Source organism: Asticcacaulis sp. AND118 (assembly GCF_020535245.1).
Classification (GTDB): domain Bacteria; phylum Pseudomonadota; class Alphaproteobacteria; order Caulobacterales; family Caulobacteraceae; genus Asticcacaulis.
The window spans coordinates 372,025-389,381 of sequence record NZ_CP084910.1 but is presented as its reverse complement, the minus strand read 5'-3'; the positions used below and the strand labels follow the sequence as shown (position 1 = coordinate 389,381).

Here is a 17,357-nt window from a genome sequence, read left to right as displayed (position 1 = left end):
ACCTTCCGAATCGACACTGACTGGCCCCTATATCACCACTATTTGTGGTTAACACCAGATGAATATCTACATCTTGTGTGTGCACATTGTCGCGGTCTGGGGATGTTTTCACCTGACGAGGTGAGTCGCATGGGCGTTAACAGAGTTTAACACACCTGACAGGGACGTTTGGAGTCGGAATATAATATACCTCCCCAACTTGTTGGGGAGGGGGACCGCACGAGCCGCCAACGGCGGTGAGATGTGGGGGTGGGGGTTCTTACTGAATTTCAGCGGACTAAGCCGGTGGATGTATCGCAAGATACCCCACCACCATCTTCGCTACGCTTGATGGTCCCCCTCCCCATCAAAGATGGGGAGGAATAAAGTACTTTTACCCGCCCTTGAGGCTGTTCCAGTCGCGGGCCGGGCTGGCGTCCGCCGGTTTGAGCGCCGATTGCAGCCAGGCGAGGTTCTTGTCCGCCACGTCCGGCGGCAGGTCCTGACGCAGGAGTTTCTCAGCCTCTGGCAGCTTGCCCTGCATCCCCAGCACCAGCGCCAGATTCTGGCGCACCTGCACGCTGGCGCCCGGCAGGGCCACGGCGCGGCGCAGCAGGGCTTCGGCCTGAGCGAGGTCGCCATGGCCCGCCTTGAACATGGCCTGATTGGTCAGGACGGCGGGGTTGTTCGGCGACAGGGTCAGCGCCTTGTCCCACATGGGCATGGCTTCGTCGCTGCGCCTCGACTCGTCCAGCGCCACGCCCAGCAGCGAAAAGGCGCGCCAGTCGTCGGGCTTCAACTCCGTTGCGCTTTGCAGCAGGTCGATGGCGAAGAAAGCGTTGTTGTCGGCGATGTGCGCCCGCGACGCCGCCAGCAGGGCCTCGTAATTCTTCGGCGCGAACAGCAGGACGCGGTGCGCCGTATCGGCGGCTTCCTTGGGGTTGCCCAGCGCGCGCTGAGCATCGGACAGGGCCAGCCCTGCTTCGACATCGGTCGGATCTCCCGCATATTCGCGATTGAAGAAAGCGGCGCGGGCCAGAGGCTCCATGCGCATCGCCGCTTCGCGTTCCTGCTTGTTGGCCTTGATGAACTTGGGTTGCGCGGCCTCTTCGGCTACTTTGACGTTTTTGAGCGCGGCCTTGTTCGGCCTGGCCTCATCGGCAAGGGCCGAAGACGTCAGGGCAGGCGCGGCCAGCAGGCCGGCGGCAAGGATCAGGACAGACGCGAGACGTGTCATGCGGGACACCCCGGATACAGCGGGAGGCGTTCTGGCCTCGCAAAAACAGATGGACTTTAAGCTTTGATTTAGAGACCTAAATATAAGGTTAAATCCACGCCAATCAGAGATTGCGACCAGAGAACCCAGATGCCCAAGCCCCTGCCGACCCCGCCCGCCGCCAAGGCCGAAAACATCATCTACGGCCTGTTCGAAGACGAGGCGGAAAGCGCGCTGGCGGCCCTGGACGCAGCCGATGCGGCCTTCCTCAAGGCCCGCGCTTTCACGGGTAAAGCCGGGTCGCTGGTCCTGCTGCCGACGGGCAAGAGCGGGGTGTCGGCCTGGTTCGGGCTGGGGGCGCGCAAGGCCTATAACCCTCTGTGTTTCCGCGCCTTACCGGCGCAACTGCCGCAAGGCGTATGGCGGTTGAAGACCGACGCCGCGCTGGACCGCAAGGCCATACACGTGGCCTTCCAACTAGGGTCTTACGTCTTCGACCGTTACAAGGCGGGCCGCAACCTGCGCGAGGAGGTGCAGCTTGACGCGGCCGACCTCGATACAGCCGCGCAGGACGCCATCGCGCTGGAGGTCTCGGCGCACGATCTGGTCCGCGATCTGGTCAACACCCCCGCCAACGATATGGGCCCGGCGGAGATAGAGGCCGCTGCCCGCGCACTGGCCGCCGAGTTCAACGCCAATATCACCGTCATCAGCGGCGACGAGCTACTGAGCGAGAACTTTCCCGCCGTGCACGCCGTCGGCCGCGCCGCGGTCGACAAACGCGCCCCGCGCTTTATCGAGATCGACTGGACGCCGCACATTCAGGACCTGAGCGACGCGCCTAAACCGACCGTCGTTTTGGTGGGTAAGGGCGTAGCCTTCGACACCGGCGGGCTGAATATCAAGTCCGGCGCCGGCATGGGGCTGATGAAAAAGGATATGGGCGGCGCAGCCCACGCTTTGGGCCTGGCGCGGCTGATCATGGGGGCGAACCTGCGCGTGCGGCTGCATGTGCTGATCAGCGCGGTCGAAAACGCCATTTCCGGCGACGCCTTCCGCCCCGGCGACATCATCGCCTCGCGCGCCGGAAAATCGATCGAGGTCGGCAATACCGATGCCGAAGGCCGCCTGATCCTCGCCGACGCCCTGACGCGGGCCACCGAGCTTCAGCCCGACCTGACGCTCGATTTCGCCACCCTGACCGGCGCGGCGCGCGTGGCGCTGGGACCGGAGGTCATCCCCTTCTACACCGACGACGAGGACATCGCGCGGCGGCTGGAGGTCGCGGCCCTGTCCGAGAACGACCCGCTGTGGCGCATGCCCTTGTGGGCCGGTTATCGCGATGCGCTGGAATCGGACATCGCCGATCTGCGCAATGATCCGCAGGGCTGGGCGCAGGCGGGTTCGGTCACCGCCGCCCTCTTTCTGAAAAAATTCGCGCCACAGACCGGGGCCTGGGTGCATTTCGACCTCTATGCTTGGAACCCGCGCAGCCGTCCGGGCTTCCCTGTCGGGGCCGAGGCGCAGACCCTGCGCGCGGCGTTCCGGCTGATCCGCGATCTCTGACGATCGTTCCGCCATTAACCGGACATTCGCATCTTTGCGCTATCGTCAGCCTCTAAGCCTTTCTCTGTTAAGACTTTTTTACGAAGGTTAAACAGGTGAAAAGGGCATGATGGTGAGAGTGAAGGCAGCAGAATGGCCCACGACGATTTCGACCCGCGCATGACGCCGTTCAAGGACGGCAAGGCCGATCAGCGCCTTCAGGGCCTGATGCGGGCGGAAAGCTTCGTGGTGGGCGAAACCCTGGCTTGCGCCGCGCCGGTCAGCGCCATCCGCTCCGCCCCGAACGACAGCGCCGAACAACTGGACCAACTGCTGTTCGGTGAGCGCTTCCGGGTTATCGAGCGTTCGCGCGACTACGTCTGGGGTCAGGCCCTGCGCGACGGCTATTGCGGCTATGTGCGCGAAACCGACCTGTCGCGCGACTGGTTCGTGCCGACCCATTATGTGTCGACCCTGCGCAGCTACGTCTTTTCCGAGCCGAACCTGAAATCGCGCATCAACTGCGCCCTCAGCCTCAACGCGCTGGTCAGCGTCACCGCTGAGGACGGCAAATATTCCCAACTCAACGATCTCGGCTGGATCTACACCGCGCACCTGTCGGATTTCACCGCCTTCGGCCACGACTATGTCAGCGTCGCCGAAACCTACCTCAACGCGCCCTATCAGTGGGGCGGCCGCGAAAGCGACGGGCTCGACTGCTCCGGTCTGGTGCAGCAGGCGCTCTATGCCGTCGGTCAGGCCTGCCCGCGCGATTCGGACATGCAGTCGCACATGGGCGATGCGCTCGACATCGGCACGGACCTCAAGGGCCTCTATCGTGGCGATCTCGTCTTCTGGAAGGGCCACGTCGCCATCATGCGCGACGAGGACCACATCATCCACGCCAACGGCCACCATATGAAGACGGTCATCGAGCCGCTGCGCGACGCGGTGGATCGTATCGAAGCCGCCGGGGTGGGCAAGCCCATCGCCTTCCGCAGGCTCTGAGGCACCGACATTCAGACACAAAAAAACCCGCCGTTCCCGGCGGGTTTTTTCTTTATCGGATTTAGTGCGCCGCCGCAGGCGCCGCGGAGGCCGAAGCCGAACCCGCCGCAGCGGGACCGCCGGAGGTCGAGCCGGTAGGCGGCGTAGCCACCGCACCCTCGGCAGGCGCGGCTTGCGCCGGAGCTTCACCGGCAGCCGGCGCTGCGCCGGGCTGACGCGCAGGATCGGGCGCGGGGATGGCGTAACCGGTCGAGCCCTTGGAATGGAGATAGGCGATCAGGGCGATACGCTCTTCCGGCTTCTTGATGCCGGCAAAGCCCATCTTGGTGCCCTTGACCCACTTCGCCGGGTTGCCGAGGAAGTGATAGAGCTGATCGTAGGTCCAGGTCGGCGCTTCGGCGGCGTGCGCCTTCATGCCGTCGGAATAGGCAAAGCCCGCGTGCGAAGCGGTCGCGCGACCGACCACGCCCCACAGGCCCGGACCGGTCATATTGGCATTGGCCGGATCGACATTATGGCACGAGACGCACTTGCCGAAGGCTTTTTCACCGGCGGCCAGATCCGCCGTCGGCAGAACCGTGCCCCAATCGGGATCGATCTCGGCCGCCGCCGCGCCGCCACCGGCTTCGGTCTCGGCCACCTCGATGGCGTAGCCCGGCTTTTCCGGCGGCTCGGTGTGGTAGAGGGCGTCGACGCCGACGCGCACCACGACGATAGCCAGCGCCGCCATCAGGCCCGCCGCCATGATCTTGTTAAACTGCAGATTACCGCTCATGCCGCCTCGACGTCCCGACTCTCTATATCCCAGCGTTCAACCGCAGATTTGACCGGACCGCCCCCAAGGGGTCCCAAGGGGGCAATGCCGGGTGCGGCTATTTATCCTTGTTCTCTGACACGAAAAGGCCCCGATAGGCAAGCCGCCATTCGCGCGGTTCCGCCCCGTCCGGCCCCCTGTGTCAAATCGTCACACCCGGCCCTGAGGCCGCGGGTACGCTCCTGCCTCTAAGCCAAATCGCGGTTTATTTCCAGCGCTATCCACAACAAGCCTCGAAAGCCTTGAAAAACGGGGGAAAGACAGGCAGATACGGCGCTTTCCGTCCTTCAGGTTACGCAAAGTCATGACCGCCTCCCCCAAGATCGCCTATCAGGGCGAACCCGGTGCCTTCAGCCATCAGGCCTGCCGCCGCTGGTTCCCCGATCACGAACCGACCGCCTTCCCGACCTTCGAGGCGGCGTTTGCGGCGGTGGCGGCGGGCGAGTGCGCGCTGGGCATGATCCCGGTCGAAAACGCGCTGGCGGGCCGGGTGGCCGACGTTCATCACCTCCTGCCGCATTCGGGACTGAAGATCATCGGCGAGCGCTTCCTGCCCATCGAGATGACGCTAATGGGCACGCCGGACGCCGAACTGTCGGACATCAAGGTGGCCTTTTCGCACACCATGGCGCTGATGCAGTGCCGCCACTCGCTGAACGCGCTGGGCATCCTGCCGGAAATCTACCACGATACCGCCGGCGCCGCCCGCCGCCTCAGCGAAACGCGCGAAAAGACCCGCGCCGCCATCGCGCCGGAAATCGCCGCCGAACTGTACGGGCTGAAAATCCTGCGCCGCAATCTCGAAGACGCGCACAACAACACCACGCGCTTTCTGGTCCTGAGCGCCCAGAGCGAGGTGACGGAGCCGTCAGAAGAAGGCCGCATCCTGACCAGCTTCGTCTTCGGCGTGCGTAACATCCCGGCGGCGCTGTATAAGGCGCTGGGCGGGTTTGCCACCAATGGCGTCAACATGATCCGGCTGGAAAGCTATATCCGCGACGGCATCTTCATCTCGGCCTTCTTCTATGCCGAGGTCGAGGGCCGCCCCAGCGACCGCCTGCTGAAACTGGCCTTCGAGGAACTGGCCTTCTTCGCCGAAGAGGTGGAACTGCTGGGCGTCTATCCGATGGACCCCTTCCGCGCCTCGCAAGGGGTTTGATCTCCAGGAGATTGAGACGAAGGGGCCAGCCGGCCCCTTCACCCCGGAAGTTTCAAAGCCCTCCGGCACTGTCAGGAGGGCTTTGCTATTTCTATACCTCCCCAACTTGTTGGGGAGGGGGACCGCACGAGTCGCCAACGGCGGTGAGAGGTGGTGGGGGGGGTTCTTTCTTAACTTCAACAAGCTGTGCAGGTGGCATACAGCAAGGCACCCCACCACCATTTGCTTCGCAAATGGTCCCCGGCACAGGCCGCCCGGCTCCCCGCCATAGGCGGGGAGGTATAAGATTATGGCAGCTTCGTCCCTTCGCTGACGGCCGTATAAACCACAGGCAGGGTTTCCGGCACGATCGGGCCGGTAATCTTGTCGATCACCACGCCGTCGGGACCGACGATAAACGTCTCCGGCACGCCTGAAATCCCCAGATCGAGCCCCATCTGACCGTCTTCGTCGGACAGGATGCGCGCATAGGGGTCACCGTGCTTTTCGATAAAGCTCAAGCCATTGATCGGCGTGTCCTTATGATCGATGCCAATGATGATGACGCCTTTGGCCTTGAGGTCCATCAGATACGGGTGTTCGGCCAAACACGGCGTGCACCACGAAGCGAAGATATTGACCAGCACCGGCTTGCCCGACGCCCGCGCGATCTCCTGCAAAGACGCCAGCGAGCCGTCGCGCAGGTCGGTCAGAGCGCGCTCCGGCACCGGCTTACCGACCAGCTCCGCCGGGGCGTATTCGGTCTTTTTGTGGAAGTTGTACCAGCCGAGCACGGCCAGCAGCCCCACCAGCAGAACCAGCGGCACAGCCAGTAGCAGGCGTTTCATGCGTCGACCTTCTGCGCCTTTTCGGCGGCCAGTTGGTCCTGAAGCGCCTTCAGCTTCGCCGCCCGCTCGCGGTGGGTATTTACGCTTAGAACCGTCAGCGTGATCAGCGCCACGGCACTGAGGCCGTAGCTGCCCCAGACAAACAGTACATATTTGCCCATATCGAGGTCCATCACGCCCCTCCTTCTCGGAAGCTCAACCGCGCGCGCAGGCCGTTATATTTGCGCCCCAGAATCTCCGCATCGATCCTCAGCAACCACAGCCAGACGAACAAGGCCTTATAGGCCAGCGCCATGATCAGCAGCGGCCACAGCATCGCCGGCGCGACCGTCGGCCCGTCGGCGCGGAAGACCGACGCCCCCTGATGCAGGGTGTTCCACCAGTCGACGGAAAACTTGATGATCGGCAGGTTGACCAGCCCGATCAGGGCCAGAATAGCGGTCGATTTCGCTGCCCGCTGTTCGTCCTCGATCGAGGCGTGCAAGGCGATGTAGCCGATATAGAAGAGGAACAGCACCAGCACCGAGGTCATGCGTCCGTCCCATTCCCACCACGTCCCCCACATGGGCTTGCCCCACAAGGAGCCGGTGACCAGCGCCAGCGCCGTGAACACCGCGCCGATGGGCGCGGCGGCCTTGGCGGCGGCATCGGCCAGAGAATGGCGGAAGATCAGGCCGAAGAAGCTGGCCACGCCCATGACGAGGTAGGTGAACAGGGCCATCCACGCCGCCGGGACGTGGATATACATGATGCGCACCGTGTCGCCCTGCTGATAGTCTTCAGGCGAAGCAAAACTGAGATAGAGCCCCCAGACGAACAGCACCGCCGCCAGCCCGGCCACCCACGGACGCACGGGCGCGAACACCTTGGAAAAACGTTCCGGATTGGCCAGCCAGCTTAAGATCATGATGGTGACATACGGCTTTCAGGAATAGGCGGCAAGAGAGGAAATCCCCTCTCCCCCGCGGGGAGAGGGTTAGGGTGAGGGGGGCTCATCGGCGCGTATCAATTAAGCGCGCTGCGCAACGCCGCGCCCATGGCGATGGGGCCGAGCGCCAGCGCGAACAGGCCATAGGCACTGAGCAGGCTGAGGGCCTGAACGACAGGCGCACCGGTAACAAAGGCCTGCATCAGGCCTGCGCCGAAGATGACCGGCGGCACATAAAACGGCAGGACCAGAAGCGCGATCAGCACACCGCCCTTGCGCGAGCCCAGGGTCAGCGACGCCCCCACGCCGCCGATCAGGGCGAAACTGAACGAACCGATCAGGGCGGCAATCAGGGCAAGCCCCGCCACGTCCGCCGGCGCGCCCAGCACGATCATCACCACCGGCGTCATCAGCGACAGAATCAGCCCCGTCCCCAGCCATTGCGCCAGACATTTGAGAAAGGCCACCCATTCCAGCGCCAGCGGTCCGGTGCGCAGCAGGTCGAACACGCCGTCCTCGTAATCGCGCTCGAACAGGCGTTCTAAAGACAAAAGCGAGGCCAGCGCCAGACACAGCCAGGTCAGGCCCGGCGCGATCTTCGACAGGGTTTGCGATTCGGGCCCAAGGCTCAGCGGCACCATGGCCATCAGAGTCAGATAGAACCCGGCCGCCAGCACCGGCCCCCCACCGCGTGCAAGTGAAAGGGACAGGTCGCGTCTGAGCAGGGCGAGAGAAGTGGAGAGGAGTGTCATATTTTTCTCCTCCCCTGCGTAGCGGGGGAGGGGGACCACGAAGTGGTGAAGGGGGCGGCACGGGTCGAATGCCCCCTCCGTCGCAGACAAGCTGCGCCACCTCCCCCGCTGCGCCAAAAGGCTTGCAAGGGAGGAGAAATGGCGGCGTCACCCATACACCGCCTCCATCACCGGAGGGGTCAGCCGCAGTTCCCGCACCTCGAACGGCAGGGCATCATGCACCGCGCACACGATAAGCCCGCCTTGGCTCAGATGCTCTGTCATCAACGCCGCCAGCTTCGCCCGATGCTCGCTGTCCAGCGGCGACATCGGCTCGTCCAGCAGCCACACGGGCCGCTTGACCATGATCAGCCGCGCCAATGACAAACGCCGCTTCTGCCCTGCCGACAGCATCCGCGTCTCCAGATCGAGCAGCGGCGCGAGGTTCAGCCGCTTAACCGCCTCGACCCGCCCCTCAGCCGTCCCGCCGAGATACGTACACTGAAACGCCAGCTCCGCCCCGGCCAGACGCCCCGGCGACAGGGCCTCCGCATGGCCCAGATAGTGCGCCTGTCCCGCCGCAGCCCCGTCCGGATCGACGCCGCCATAGCGCACACGCCCGGCATCCGGCCGGATAAACCCGGCCAGAGCGCGCAGAAGCGTCGTCTTACCCACGCCGTTCGGCCCGGTCAGCGCCACGCATTCCCCCGGCGCGACCGCGAACGACAGGTCGTGGATCAGGCGCCGATAGCCCTTCTTCAGGCTCAGGGAAACGATCTCCAGATTTACGTCCATTAATACAAAACTTCTGACTGCCGGGGGCTTCGTCATAGACGAGTAACCGGAAGCGGTTTAGAAGGCAATTGACCGCGCCATCGGCCGGTAACCGCGCGACCTTGGACGGTACCCTGTGCGTCCGTCATCGCTGGGCGCGCGACGCCGGTTCAGGCCCATTGGGGGCCGCGATGTTCCCACCCTCCGCGGTCGGAAGGAAAAGCGACCATGTCTCTCGACAGCTTTATTTCGAAGGCCGAACTCACCGTCGGCGAAAAGACCTACACCTATTTCAACCTCAAGGCCGCCGAAGCCAACGGCCTGCCCAATATTTCCAGGCTTCCGGCCTCTCTGAAGGTTCTGCTGGAGAACCTGCTGCGTAACGAAGACGGCGTTTCCGTCTCCAAAGGCGATATTCAGGCGCTGGCCAACTGGATCGACAACAAGGGCTCGGTCGAGCACGAGATCGCCTTCCGTCCGGCCCGCGTCCTGATGCAGGACTTCACCGGCGTCCCTGCCGTTGTGGACCTTGCGGCCATGCGCGACGCCATGGTCAAGCTGGGGGCCGATCCGGCCAAGATCAACCCGCTCAACCCGGTCGATCTGGTCATCGACCACTCGGTCATGGTCGATTATTTCGGCACGGCCGACGCCGCGACGAAAAACGTCGATCGCGAATACGAGCGCAATATGGAGCGCTACAACTTCCTGCGCTGGGGCTCGTCGGCCTTCAACAATTTCCGCGTCGTGCCGCCGGGCACCGGCATCTGCCACCAGGTGAACCTCGAATATCTGGCCCAGACCGTGTGGACCAATGTCGCCGGCGGCGGCGAAGTCGCCTATCCGGACACGGTGGTCGGCACCGACTCGCACACCACCATGGTCAATGGCCTGAGCGTGCTCGGCTGGGGCGTCGGCGGCATCGAAGCCGAAGCCGCCATGCTGGGTCAGCCCATCCCCATGCTGATCCCCGAAGTCATCGGCTTCAAGCTGACCGGCCGCCTGCCGGAAGGCGCGACCGCCACCGACCTCGTCCTGACCATCACCCAGATGCTGCGCAAAAAGGGCGTGGTGGGCAAGTTCGTCGAATATTTCGGCGAGGGCCTGACCTCGATGTCGCTGGAAGATCAGGCGACCATCGCCAACATGGCCCCGGAATACGGCGCCACCTGCGGCTTCTTCCCGGTGTCTCAGGCCACCATCGACTACCTGACCGCCACCAACCGCGACCCGGAGCGCGTCGCTCTGGTCGAGGCCTATGCCAGGCAGCTGGGTCTGTGGCTCGATCCGGAGAACGATCCGGTCTTCACCGACACGCTGGAACTGGACCTCGGCAGCGTTCTGCCGTCGCTGGCCGGCCCCAAGCGTCCCCAGGACCGCGTTCTGCTCACCGACGCCGCTTCGGAATTCGCCAAGGCGCTGACGGGCGAGTTTAACAAGTCGGGCGACGAAACCCGCTCGGTGCCGGTCGCCGGCAGCGACTACAGCGTCAAGCACGGCGATGTGGTCATCGCCGCCATCACCTCGTGCACCAATACCTCCAACCCCTCAGTGCTGATCGCCGCCGGTCTGGTGGCGCGCAAGGCCAAGGCGCTGGGCCTGACCACCAAGCCGTGGGTCAAGACCTCGCTGGCCCCCGGCTCTCAGGTCGTTACCGACTACCTCAATGCCGCCGGCCTGACCGCAGACCTCGACGCGCTGGGCTTCAACCTGACCGGCTATGGCTGCACCACCTGCATCGGTAACTCCGGCCCGCTGCCCGAAGCCATTTCGGCGGCCATCAACGAAGCCGACCTCGTCGCCTGCTCGGTGTTGTCGGGCAACCGCAATTTTGAAGGCCGCGTGAACCCCGACGTGCGCGCCAACTATCTGGCCTCGCCGCCGCTGGTCGTGGCCTACGCACTGGCCGGTTCGCTGAACGTCAACCTTTCGACCGATGCTCTGGGCACCGGCAGCAATGGCGAGCCGGTCTATCTCCGCGACATCTGGCCCACCAACGCCGAGATCGCCGAGATCCAGCGCGCCAACGTCACCCATGACAAGTTCAGCGCCCGCTACGCCGACGTCTTCAAGGGCGACGAACACTGGCAGGCCATCTCCGTCTCGGGCGGTCAGACCTATCAGTGGGACGCCACCTCGACCTACGTCGCCAACCCGCCCTATTTCGAGGGCATGACCATGACCCCCGAACGCGTCACCGACATCGTCGAAGCGCGCGTGCTGGGCATCTTCGGCGACTCGATCACCACCGATCACATCTCGCCGGCCGGTTCGATCAAGAAGACCTCGCCTGCCGGCAAGTGGCTCACCGATCACGACGTGCCGGTGTCGGAGTTCAACTCCTACGGGGCGCGCCGCGGCCACCATGAAGTGATGATGCGCGGCACCTTCGCCAATATCCGCATCCGCAACAAGATCACGCCTGAGATCGAAGGCGGCGTCACCAGGCACTTCCCGTCGGGCGATGTCATGCCGATCTACGACGCGGCCATGCGCTACAAGGCCGAAGGCCGCAACATGGTCATCTTCGCGGGCAAGGAATACGGCACCGGCTCGTCGCGCGACTGGGCGGCCAAGGGCACCAAGCTGCAAGGCGTGCGCGCCGTCATCGCCGAGTCGTTCGAACGCATCCACCGCTCGAACCTGGTCGGCATGGGCGTGCTGCCGCTACAGTTCAAGATCGACGGCTGGCAGAAGCTGGGCCTGACCGGTGAGGAGATCGTCACCATCCGCGGCCTCGAAAACGTCCAGCCGCGTCAGGAACTGATCGTTGAACTGTTCCGCGCGTCGGACGGCAAGGTGGCCCGCTTCCCGGTCCGCTGCCGCATCGATACCCCGACCGAGCTTGAATATTTCAAGAATGGGGGCGTCATGCCCTACGTGCTGCGCAATCTGGCGCGCGGGTAAAATCGCGGATCATTATGCAGGAGGCTCGCCTCCTGCACCTCGATACAGGGAGCCTCGCTGGCAACAGCGGGGCTTTCTTTTTATCATTCCTCCCCACCTTTGGTGGGGAGGGGGACCGCACGAGCCGAAGGTGAGATGTGGTGGTGGGGTATCTTAATTTTGTGCGATCCGCGCCAAAGCCAATTGGATAATCCCATCCGCCGCCGCATCGGCATCACGCAGCACTTCGGCGGCAGTAATTCGATAGACCGTCAGGCCCTGACTCTGAAGCCACTGATCGCGCTGCATGTCCTTGGCGCGTTGCGTCTCTTCCCCATGCAAGGTTCCATCAATCTCAATGCAAAGCTGGGCTTTGAAGCAATAGAAGTCGAGAATATACGGCCCGATAGCATGCTGACGGCGAAAGATGGCACCCAAAGATTTGCGATCTTTCAACCGTTCCCAGATAAGCCACTCCGACAGGTTTTGCGCTTTGCGCAGCTTACGGGCCAAGGCGATCTTTGGTTTGGGACATCAGTCATATGAACACGCTAGCGGGTGTGTCCAAGAAATTAAGATACCCCACCACCACATCTCACTCACTACGTTCGCTCGTGCGGTCCCCCTCCCCAGTAAACTGGGGAGGAATGATTAGAGCAATCCCTCTGCCTGCAATCTCTGCTGCCACAGAGCCTTGCGGCGCTTCAGCTCATCCTTGCGCGCCATGTCGGAATAGTCTTCCGGCACACGGTCCAGTTCTTCGTAACGAAACGCCTCCGCGCCGTGTTCATGATAGACGGCCTGCAACGACTTGTGGATGTGATGGCCCAACCTCAGTGTGAACCACAGACCGTTTTGCTGCGCCTCAAGGTTCCGGCTGGCGCCCACCCAGACCTCACCCGTCGCGTTGCAGATCACCGCATAGACTCCGCTGATCGATTTGCGCTCCTTATAGGCGGCGACCGCAGCCTTCTTTTCATGAGCATCCATGACATTCTCCTTTGACAGGGGCGTTCGTAACCGATATTTTTATCCGGGTAAAATAAATTTTGAGGCCGTGATGGATTCCGAACCTCTCTACGCCGTGTTTCAGGACGCCAAACGTCTGATCCTCGGCAGCCCCGCCGAAGCCGCACTTACCGCCCGGCAGGCGACCGATAACCGACCCGACGCCCCCGTTCTCATCTTCGATCGCGAGACCGGCAAGGTGGTCGATCTCGACCTGCGCGGCGACGCACAGGAGATAGCCGCGCGATATACGCCCGTTACCGAAACCGCCAGACGCGGCAGACCGAAACTGGGCGTGGTGGCGCGCGAAGTCACACTCCTGCCCCGGCACTGGGACTGGCTGGCACAACAACCGGGCGGCGCGTCGGTGACGCTGCGCAAACTGATCGACGCGGCGCGCAAGAGCGGGTCCGACCTCAAGGCGCGCACCAACGCCGCTTATCAGGTCATGGTCACGCTGGCCGGAGACCGTGAAGGCTTCGAAGAGGCCTCACGCGCCTTGTTTGCAGGAGATACCGCCGCCCTGACCAAACGCTTGGCCGCGTGGCCCGCCGACATCGGCAGGGAAATCCTGCAATATCTGGATGCAAATAGGTCGCAATCCTAACGCCCGCGTCATGGCCAAAAGCATCGTTCAAATATAAAAAACACGCTTCACCCATGCAAAATTCTGCACGCTTTCACGGCCATTTTACCCCCGCGCCCTATGCAAGGCTTCGCGCCTGCGATATGCGCAGCGTAAGGACTCTATAAGTCTGCCCTCAGACCCTTACACTTTAAGGTGTACCGATGCTTGAAGCCTATCGCGCCCATGTGGCCGAGCGCGCCGCGCTTGGCATTCCGCCCCTGCCGCTGACCGCGCAGCAAACCGCCGATGTGATCGAACTGATCAAGAATCCCCCTGCCGGCGAAGCGGAATTCCTCCTCGACCTGATCACCTACCGTGTGCCGCCCGGCGTCGATGACGCCGCCAAGGTCAAGGCCTCCTTCCTGTCGGCCGTGGCGCACGGCGACTTCCCGGTCGCGCTGATCAGCCGCGAAAAGGCTACCCAGCTTCTGGGCACCATGGTTGGCGGCTATAATGTCAAGCCGCTGATCGACCTGCTGACCGACGCCAACGTGGGCGCCATCGCCGCCGAAGCGCTGAAGAAGACGCTTCTGATGTTCGACTTCTTCCACGACGTCGCCGAACTGGCCAAGTCCGGCAACGAAAACGCCAAGGGCGTCATCCAGTCGTGGGCCGACGCCGAATGGTTCACCTCGCGCCCCAAGGTCGCCGACAAGATCACCGTCACCGTGTTCAAGGTCACCGGCGAAACCAATACGGACGACCTGTCGCCCGCGCCGGACGCCTGGTCGCGCCCGGATATCCCGCTGCACTACCTCGCCATGCTGAAGAACGCCCGTGACGGCATCACGCCCGAAGAAGACGGCAAGCGCGGTCCGATCCAGTTCATCGAAAACCTCAAGGCCAAGGGCCACCTCGTCGCCTATGTCGGCGACGTCGTCGGCACCGGTTCGTCGCGCAAGTCGGCGACCAACTCGGTCATCTGGGCCACCGGTGAAGACATCCCGTACGTGCCGAACAAGCGCTTCGGCGGCGTGACGCTGGGCGGCAAGATCGCTCCGATCTTCTTCAACACGCAGGAAGATTCCGGCGCGCTCCCCATCGAGGTCGACGTGTCGAACCTTCACATGGGCGACGTTATCGACATTTACCCCTATGAGGGCAAGATCGAGAAGAACGGCGCGACGGTGGCCGAGTTCGCCCTGAAATCGCACGTCATCCTCGACGAAGTGCAGGCCGGCGGCCGCATCAACCTGATCATCGGCCGCTCGCTGACCGCCAAGGCGCGTGAGTTCCTCGGCATCGCCGCCTCGACCGAATTCCGCCTGCCCGTGCCGCCCGCCGGTTCGACGGCGGGCTATACGCTGGCGCAGAAGATGGTCGGTAAGGCCTGCGGCCTCGCCGAAGGTCAGGGCATCCGTCCGGGCACCTATTGCGAGCCCAAGATGACCACGGTCGGCTCTCAGGACACCACCGGCCCGATGACCCGCGACGAACTGAAGGACCTGGCCTGCCTCGGCTTCTCCGCCGATCTGGTCATGCAGTCCTTCTGCCACACCGCGGCCTATCCGAAGCCGGTCGACGTCAAGACCCACCGCGAACTGCCCGCCTTCATCTCGAACCGCGGCGGCGTGGCGCTTCGTCCGGGCGACGGGGTCATCCACTCGTGGCTGAACCGCCTGCTGCTGCCGGACACGGTCGGCACTGGCGGCGACTCGCACACCCGCTTCCCCATCGGCATCTCGTTCCCTGCCGGTTCGGGCCTCGTGGCCTTCGGTGCAGCGACCGGCGTCATGCCGCTCGACATGCCGGAATCGATCCTCGTCCGTTTCAAGGGCGACATGAAGCCGGGCATCACCCTGCGCGACCTCGTCCACGCCATCCCCTACTACGCCATCAAGGCCGGTCTGCTGACCGTCGCCAAGGCGGGCAAGATCAACGCCTTCTCGGGCCGTATTCTCGAAATCGAGGGCCTGCCGGACCTCAAGGTCGAACAGGCGTTCGAACTGACCGACGCTTCGGCGGAACGTTCGGCGGCCGGCTGCACCGTCAAGCTCAACAAGGAGCCGATCATCGAGTACATGACCTCGAACATCGTGCTCATGAAGAACATGATCGCCGACGGCTACGCCGACGCCCGCACCCTGCAACGCCGCATCAAGGCGATGGAAGACTGGCTGGCCAACCCGGTGCTGATGGAAGCCGACGCCGACGCCGAATACGCCCACATCATCGACATCGACCTCGCCGACATCAATGAGCCGATCCTGTGCGCGCCGAACGATCCGGACGACGCGCGCCTGCTGTCCGAAGTTCAGGGCACGGCCATCGACGAAGTCTTCATCGGCTCGTGCATGACCAATATCGGCCACTTCCGCGCCGCCTCCCTGCTGCTTAACGGCAAAAAGGACATACCGACGCGCCTGTGGGTCGCCCCGCCGACCAAGATGGACGCCGCCGAACTGACCAAGGAAGGCCACTACAACGTCCTCGGCACCGCCGGCGCGCGCATGGAAATGCCGGGCTGTTCGCTGTGCATGGGCAATCAGGCTCAGGTCCGCGAAGGCGCCACCGTCGTCTCCACCTCGACCCGCAACTTCCCCAACCGCCTCGGCAAGAACTCGAACGTCTTCCTGTCGTCGGCGGAACTGGCCGCCATCGCCTCGAAGCTGGGTCGCCTGCCGACCGTCGAAGAGTACCTCTCCGACATGGGCGTCATCAACGCCAACGGCGCGGAAGTCTATCGCTATATGAACTTCGACCAGATCGAAGAATATGCCGATGTGGCCAGCACCGTCGCCGCGGAATAGTCCGGGTTAAGTCTCGCAGGGGTCGCAGACCCCTGCACCCCGATACAGGGAGCCCCGCCGGAAATAGCGGGGCTTTATAATTTATGGGGGGAAGGGGCTGACTGGCCCTTCGTCTTTATCCTTTGAAAACCCGCGCATGATCGATCAGCGCCCTGAGCTTGGGCGCAAGGTTTCGGCGGCTGGGAAAATAGAGATAGAAGCCCGGAAAGGCCGAGGAAAACGCCTCCAGCAGCGGCACCAGTTCGCCGCGCGCAACAGAGGCGCGGAAGGTTTCCTCCATACCGAAGGTGACGCCACCCCCGGCGCAGGCCGTGCGGACCATCAGGCCCATATCATTGGTGGTCAGGTTGGGGCTGACCTCGACATTGAAGTCGCGCCCCTCTTCGGTGAACTCCCAGCGATAGGGCGCAACGCCCGGCGCGGGTCGCCAGCCGATGCAGCGGTGGTGGATCAGATCGCGCGGGTGGCCGGGCGCGCCGTAGCGTTCGATATAGGCGGGTGCGGCGAAGGCCAGTTGCCTCTGGTCGCCGGACACCGGCACGGCGATCATGTCCTGAGCAATGACTTCGCCGAGACGCACCCCGGCATCGTACCTTTCGGCGACAATATCGAAGGTGTCGTCGGTGATGGTGACGTCCAGTTCGATGGCGGGGTAAGCCTCGATAAAAGACGCCAGCAGCGGCCCCGAAATGAAGCGTTCGGCGATGGAGGATACGGCCAGCCGCAACAGGCCGACGGGCGGCCCGGCGCGGTCGCCTATGGCTTCGGCGGCGGCATTGAGTTCGGCCATAGCCGGGGCGACTTCCGCATAGAAGCGCTGACCGGCTTCGGTAAGGCTGAAACTGCGTGTCGTGCGGCTGACCAGCGAGATGCCGAGATGATCCTCCAACCGCCGCATGGACTGACTGACCGCCGAACGGGTCACGCCCAAACGGTCCGCCGCCAGCCGGAAACTCCCGGCATCCGCGACAGCCACGAACAGTTCCATGATGTTTTTATCAATCCGCATTGGTTATTTAAACTTACCACCAAGTCAATCAACGGGCAAATTGTCGTGACAATTGGTGCCGCCTAAATTCGCTCCTGTCACTTTCACAGGAGTTG

Annotated in this window: 16 protein-coding genes; 6 read left to right on the top strand and 10 right to left on the bottom strand. The window is 63.4% G+C overall.

Annotated features, from left to right (window positions below):
- Positions 1 to 373: 373 nt before the first annotated feature.
- Positions 374 to 1,216 carry a tetratricopeptide repeat protein gene (locus LH365_RS01830; protein WP_226744519.1) on the bottom strand — a complete coding sequence of 281 codons (843 nt, stop codon included), beginning with the start codon at positions 1,214 to 1,216 and terminating at the stop codon, positions 374 to 376.
- Positions 1,217 to 1,345: 129 nt separating this feature from the next.
- Here LH365_RS01830 and LH365_RS01825 point away from each other — a divergent pair, with 129 nt between their 5' ends.
- Positions 1,346 to 2,761 carry a M17 family metallopeptidase gene (locus LH365_RS01825; protein WP_226744518.1) on the top strand — a complete coding sequence of 472 codons (1,416 nt, stop codon included), beginning with the start codon at positions 1,346 to 1,348 and terminating at the stop codon, positions 2,759 to 2,761.
- Positions 2,762 to 2,893: 132 nt separating this feature from the next.
- Positions 2,894 to 3,748, top strand: a complete 855-nt coding sequence (locus LH365_RS01820; protein WP_226744517.1) for an NlpC/P60 family protein — start codon at positions 2,894 to 2,896, stop codon at positions 3,746 to 3,748.
- A gap of 61 nt (positions 3,749 to 3,809) precedes the next feature.
- On the opposite strand, the gene LH365_RS01815 is transcribed toward LH365_RS01820, so the two are convergent.
- Positions 3,810 to 4,523: a cytochrome c family protein gene (locus tag LH365_RS01815; RefSeq protein ID WP_226744516.1), complete on the bottom strand. Its 714-nt coding sequence runs from the start codon at positions 4,521 to 4,523 to the stop codon at positions 3,810 to 3,812.
- 343 nt (positions 4,524 to 4,866) lie between these two features.
- Here LH365_RS01815 and LH365_RS01810 point away from each other — a divergent pair, with 343 nt between their 5' ends.
- Positions 4,867 to 5,721 (top strand): prephenate dehydratase, encoded by an 855-nt coding sequence (locus tag LH365_RS01810; RefSeq protein ID WP_226744515.1) that lies wholly within the window; start codon positions 4,867 to 4,869, stop codon positions 5,719 to 5,721.
- A 287-nt stretch (positions 5,722 to 6,008) separates the two neighbouring features.
- Here LH365_RS01810 and LH365_RS01805 read toward each other — a convergent pair whose 3' ends face one another.
- The 5 genes from LH365_RS01805 to ccmA all read right to left on the bottom strand — a co-directional run bounded on the left by LH365_RS01805 (position 6,009) and on the right by ccmA (position 9,002).
- Positions 6,009 to 6,548, bottom strand: coding sequence for a DsbE family thiol:disulfide interchange protein (locus tag LH365_RS01805; RefSeq protein WP_226744514.1), 540 nt, complete (start codon positions 6,546 to 6,548; stop codon positions 6,009 to 6,011).
- On the bottom strand, positions 6,545 to 6,721 hold the full coding sequence (gene ccmD, locus LH365_RS01800) for a heme exporter protein CcmD (protein WP_226744513.1): 177 nt from the start codon (positions 6,719 to 6,721) through the stop codon (positions 6,545 to 6,547). Before ccmD ends, LH365_RS01805 begins: the two co-directional genes overlap by 4 nt.
- Positions 6,721 to 7,455 (bottom strand): heme ABC transporter permease, encoded by a 735-nt coding sequence (locus tag LH365_RS01795; protein ID WP_226744512.1) that lies wholly within the window; start codon positions 7,453 to 7,455, stop codon positions 6,721 to 6,723. The genes ccmD and LH365_RS01795 overlap by 1 nt, the downstream gene beginning before the upstream one ends.
- A 98-nt stretch (positions 7,456 to 7,553) precedes the next feature.
- Positions 7,554 to 8,228: a heme exporter protein CcmB gene (ccmB, locus tag LH365_RS01790; protein ID WP_226744511.1), complete on the bottom strand. Its 675-nt coding sequence runs from the start codon at positions 8,226 to 8,228 to the stop codon at positions 7,554 to 7,556.
- Positions 8,229 to 8,375: 147 nt separating this feature from the next.
- Entirely contained in the window at positions 8,376 to 9,002 is a 627-nt protein-coding gene (gene ccmA / locus LH365_RS01785) for a heme ABC exporter ATP-binding protein CcmA (protein WP_226744510.1), read from the bottom strand.
- A 207-nt stretch (positions 9,003 to 9,209) separates the two neighbouring features.
- Between ccmA and acnA the strand changes: the two genes are divergently transcribed.
- The gene (gene acnA / locus LH365_RS01780; protein WP_226744509.1) at positions 9,210 to 11,888 is read left to right on the top strand and encodes an aconitate hydratase AcnA; all 2,679 of its coding nucleotides are present in this window, start codon (positions 9,210 to 9,212) and stop codon (positions 11,886 to 11,888) included.
- A gap of 153 nt (positions 11,889 to 12,041) precedes the next feature.
- Here the strand turns inward: acnA and LH365_RS01775 are convergent, their stop codons facing one another.
- Positions 12,042 to 12,380 (bottom strand): endonuclease domain-containing protein, encoded by a 339-nt coding sequence (locus LH365_RS01775; protein WP_226744508.1) that lies wholly within the window; start codon positions 12,378 to 12,380, stop codon positions 12,042 to 12,044.
- Between the two features lie 138 nt (positions 12,381 to 12,518).
- Complete coding sequence (locus tag LH365_RS01770) at positions 12,519 to 12,857, bottom strand: GIY-YIG nuclease family protein (protein WP_226744507.1); 339 nt, start codon at positions 12,855 to 12,857, stop codon at positions 12,519 to 12,521.
- Between the two features lie 70 nt (positions 12,858 to 12,927).
- Between LH365_RS01770 and LH365_RS01765 the strand changes: the two genes are divergently transcribed.
- Positions 12,928 to 13,482 (top strand): DUF2239 family protein, encoded by a 555-nt coding sequence (locus LH365_RS01765; protein WP_226744506.1) that lies wholly within the window; start codon positions 12,928 to 12,930, stop codon positions 13,480 to 13,482.
- A gap of 182 nt (positions 13,483 to 13,664) precedes the next feature.
- Positions 13,665 to 16,253, top strand: coding sequence for a bifunctional aconitate hydratase 2/2-methylisocitrate dehydratase (acnB, locus tag LH365_RS01760; protein WP_226744505.1), 2,589 nt, complete (start codon positions 13,665 to 13,667; stop codon positions 16,251 to 16,253).
- Between the two features lie 115 nt (positions 16,254 to 16,368).
- On the opposite strand, the gene LH365_RS01755 is transcribed toward acnB, so the two are convergent.
- The gene (locus LH365_RS01755; RefSeq protein WP_255606665.1) at positions 16,369 to 17,229 is read right to left on the bottom strand and encodes a LysR family transcriptional regulator; all 861 of its coding nucleotides are present in this window, start codon (positions 17,227 to 17,229) and stop codon (positions 16,369 to 16,371) included.
- Positions 17,230 to 17,357 lie beyond the last annotated feature (128 nt).

What these genes read in the sequence shown, in the direction of transcription:
- ccmA (WP_226744510.1), bottom strand. Translation starts at nt 9,002, where the DNA reads ATGGACGTAAATCTGGAGATCGTTTCCCTGAGCCTGAAGAAGGGCTAT.
- LH365_RS01830 (WP_226744519.1), bottom strand. Translation starts at nt 1,216, where the DNA reads ATGACACGTCTCGCGTCTGTCCTGATCCTTGCCGCCGGCCTGCTGGCC.
- LH365_RS01815 (WP_226744516.1), bottom strand. Translation starts at nt 4,523, where the DNA reads ATGAGCGGTAATCTGCAGTTTAACAAGATCATGGCGGCGGGCCTGATG.
- ccmB (WP_226744511.1), bottom strand. Translation starts at nt 8,228, where the DNA reads ATGACACTCCTCTCCACTTCTCTCGCCCTGCTCAGACGCGACCTGTCC.
- LH365_RS01765 (WP_226744506.1), top strand. Translation starts at nt 12,928, where the DNA reads ATGGATTCCGAACCTCTCTACGCCGTGTTTCAGGACGCCAAACGTCTG.
- LH365_RS01820 (WP_226744517.1), top strand. Translation starts at nt 2,894, where the DNA reads ATGGCCCACGACGATTTCGACCCGCGCATGACGCCGTTCAAGGACGGC.
- ccmD (WP_226744513.1), bottom strand. Translation starts at nt 6,721, where the DNA reads ATGGACCTCGATATGGGCAAATATGTACTGTTTGTCTGGGGCAGCTAC.
- LH365_RS01825 (WP_226744518.1), top strand. Translation starts at nt 1,346, where the DNA reads ATGCCCAAGCCCCTGCCGACCCCGCCCGCCGCCAAGGCCGAAAACATC.
- LH365_RS01810 (WP_226744515.1), top strand. Translation starts at nt 4,867, where the DNA reads ATGACCGCCTCCCCCAAGATCGCCTATCAGGGCGAACCCGGTGCCTTC.
- LH365_RS01805 (WP_226744514.1), bottom strand. Translation starts at nt 6,548, where the DNA reads ATGAAACGCCTGCTACTGGCTGTGCCGCTGGTTCTGCTGGTGGGGCTG.
- acnB (WP_226744505.1), top strand. Translation starts at nt 13,665, where the DNA reads ATGCTTGAAGCCTATCGCGCCCATGTGGCCGAGCGCGCCGCGCTTGGC.
- LH365_RS01770 (WP_226744507.1), bottom strand. Translation starts at nt 12,857, where the DNA reads ATGGATGCTCATGAAAAGAAGGCTGCGGTCGCCGCCTATAAGGAGCGC.
- acnA (WP_226744509.1), top strand. Translation starts at nt 9,210, where the DNA reads ATGTCTCTCGACAGCTTTATTTCGAAGGCCGAACTCACCGTCGGCGAA.
- LH365_RS01795 (WP_226744512.1), bottom strand. Translation starts at nt 7,455, where the DNA reads ATGATCTTAAGCTGGCTGGCCAATCCGGAACGTTTTTCCAAGGTGTTC.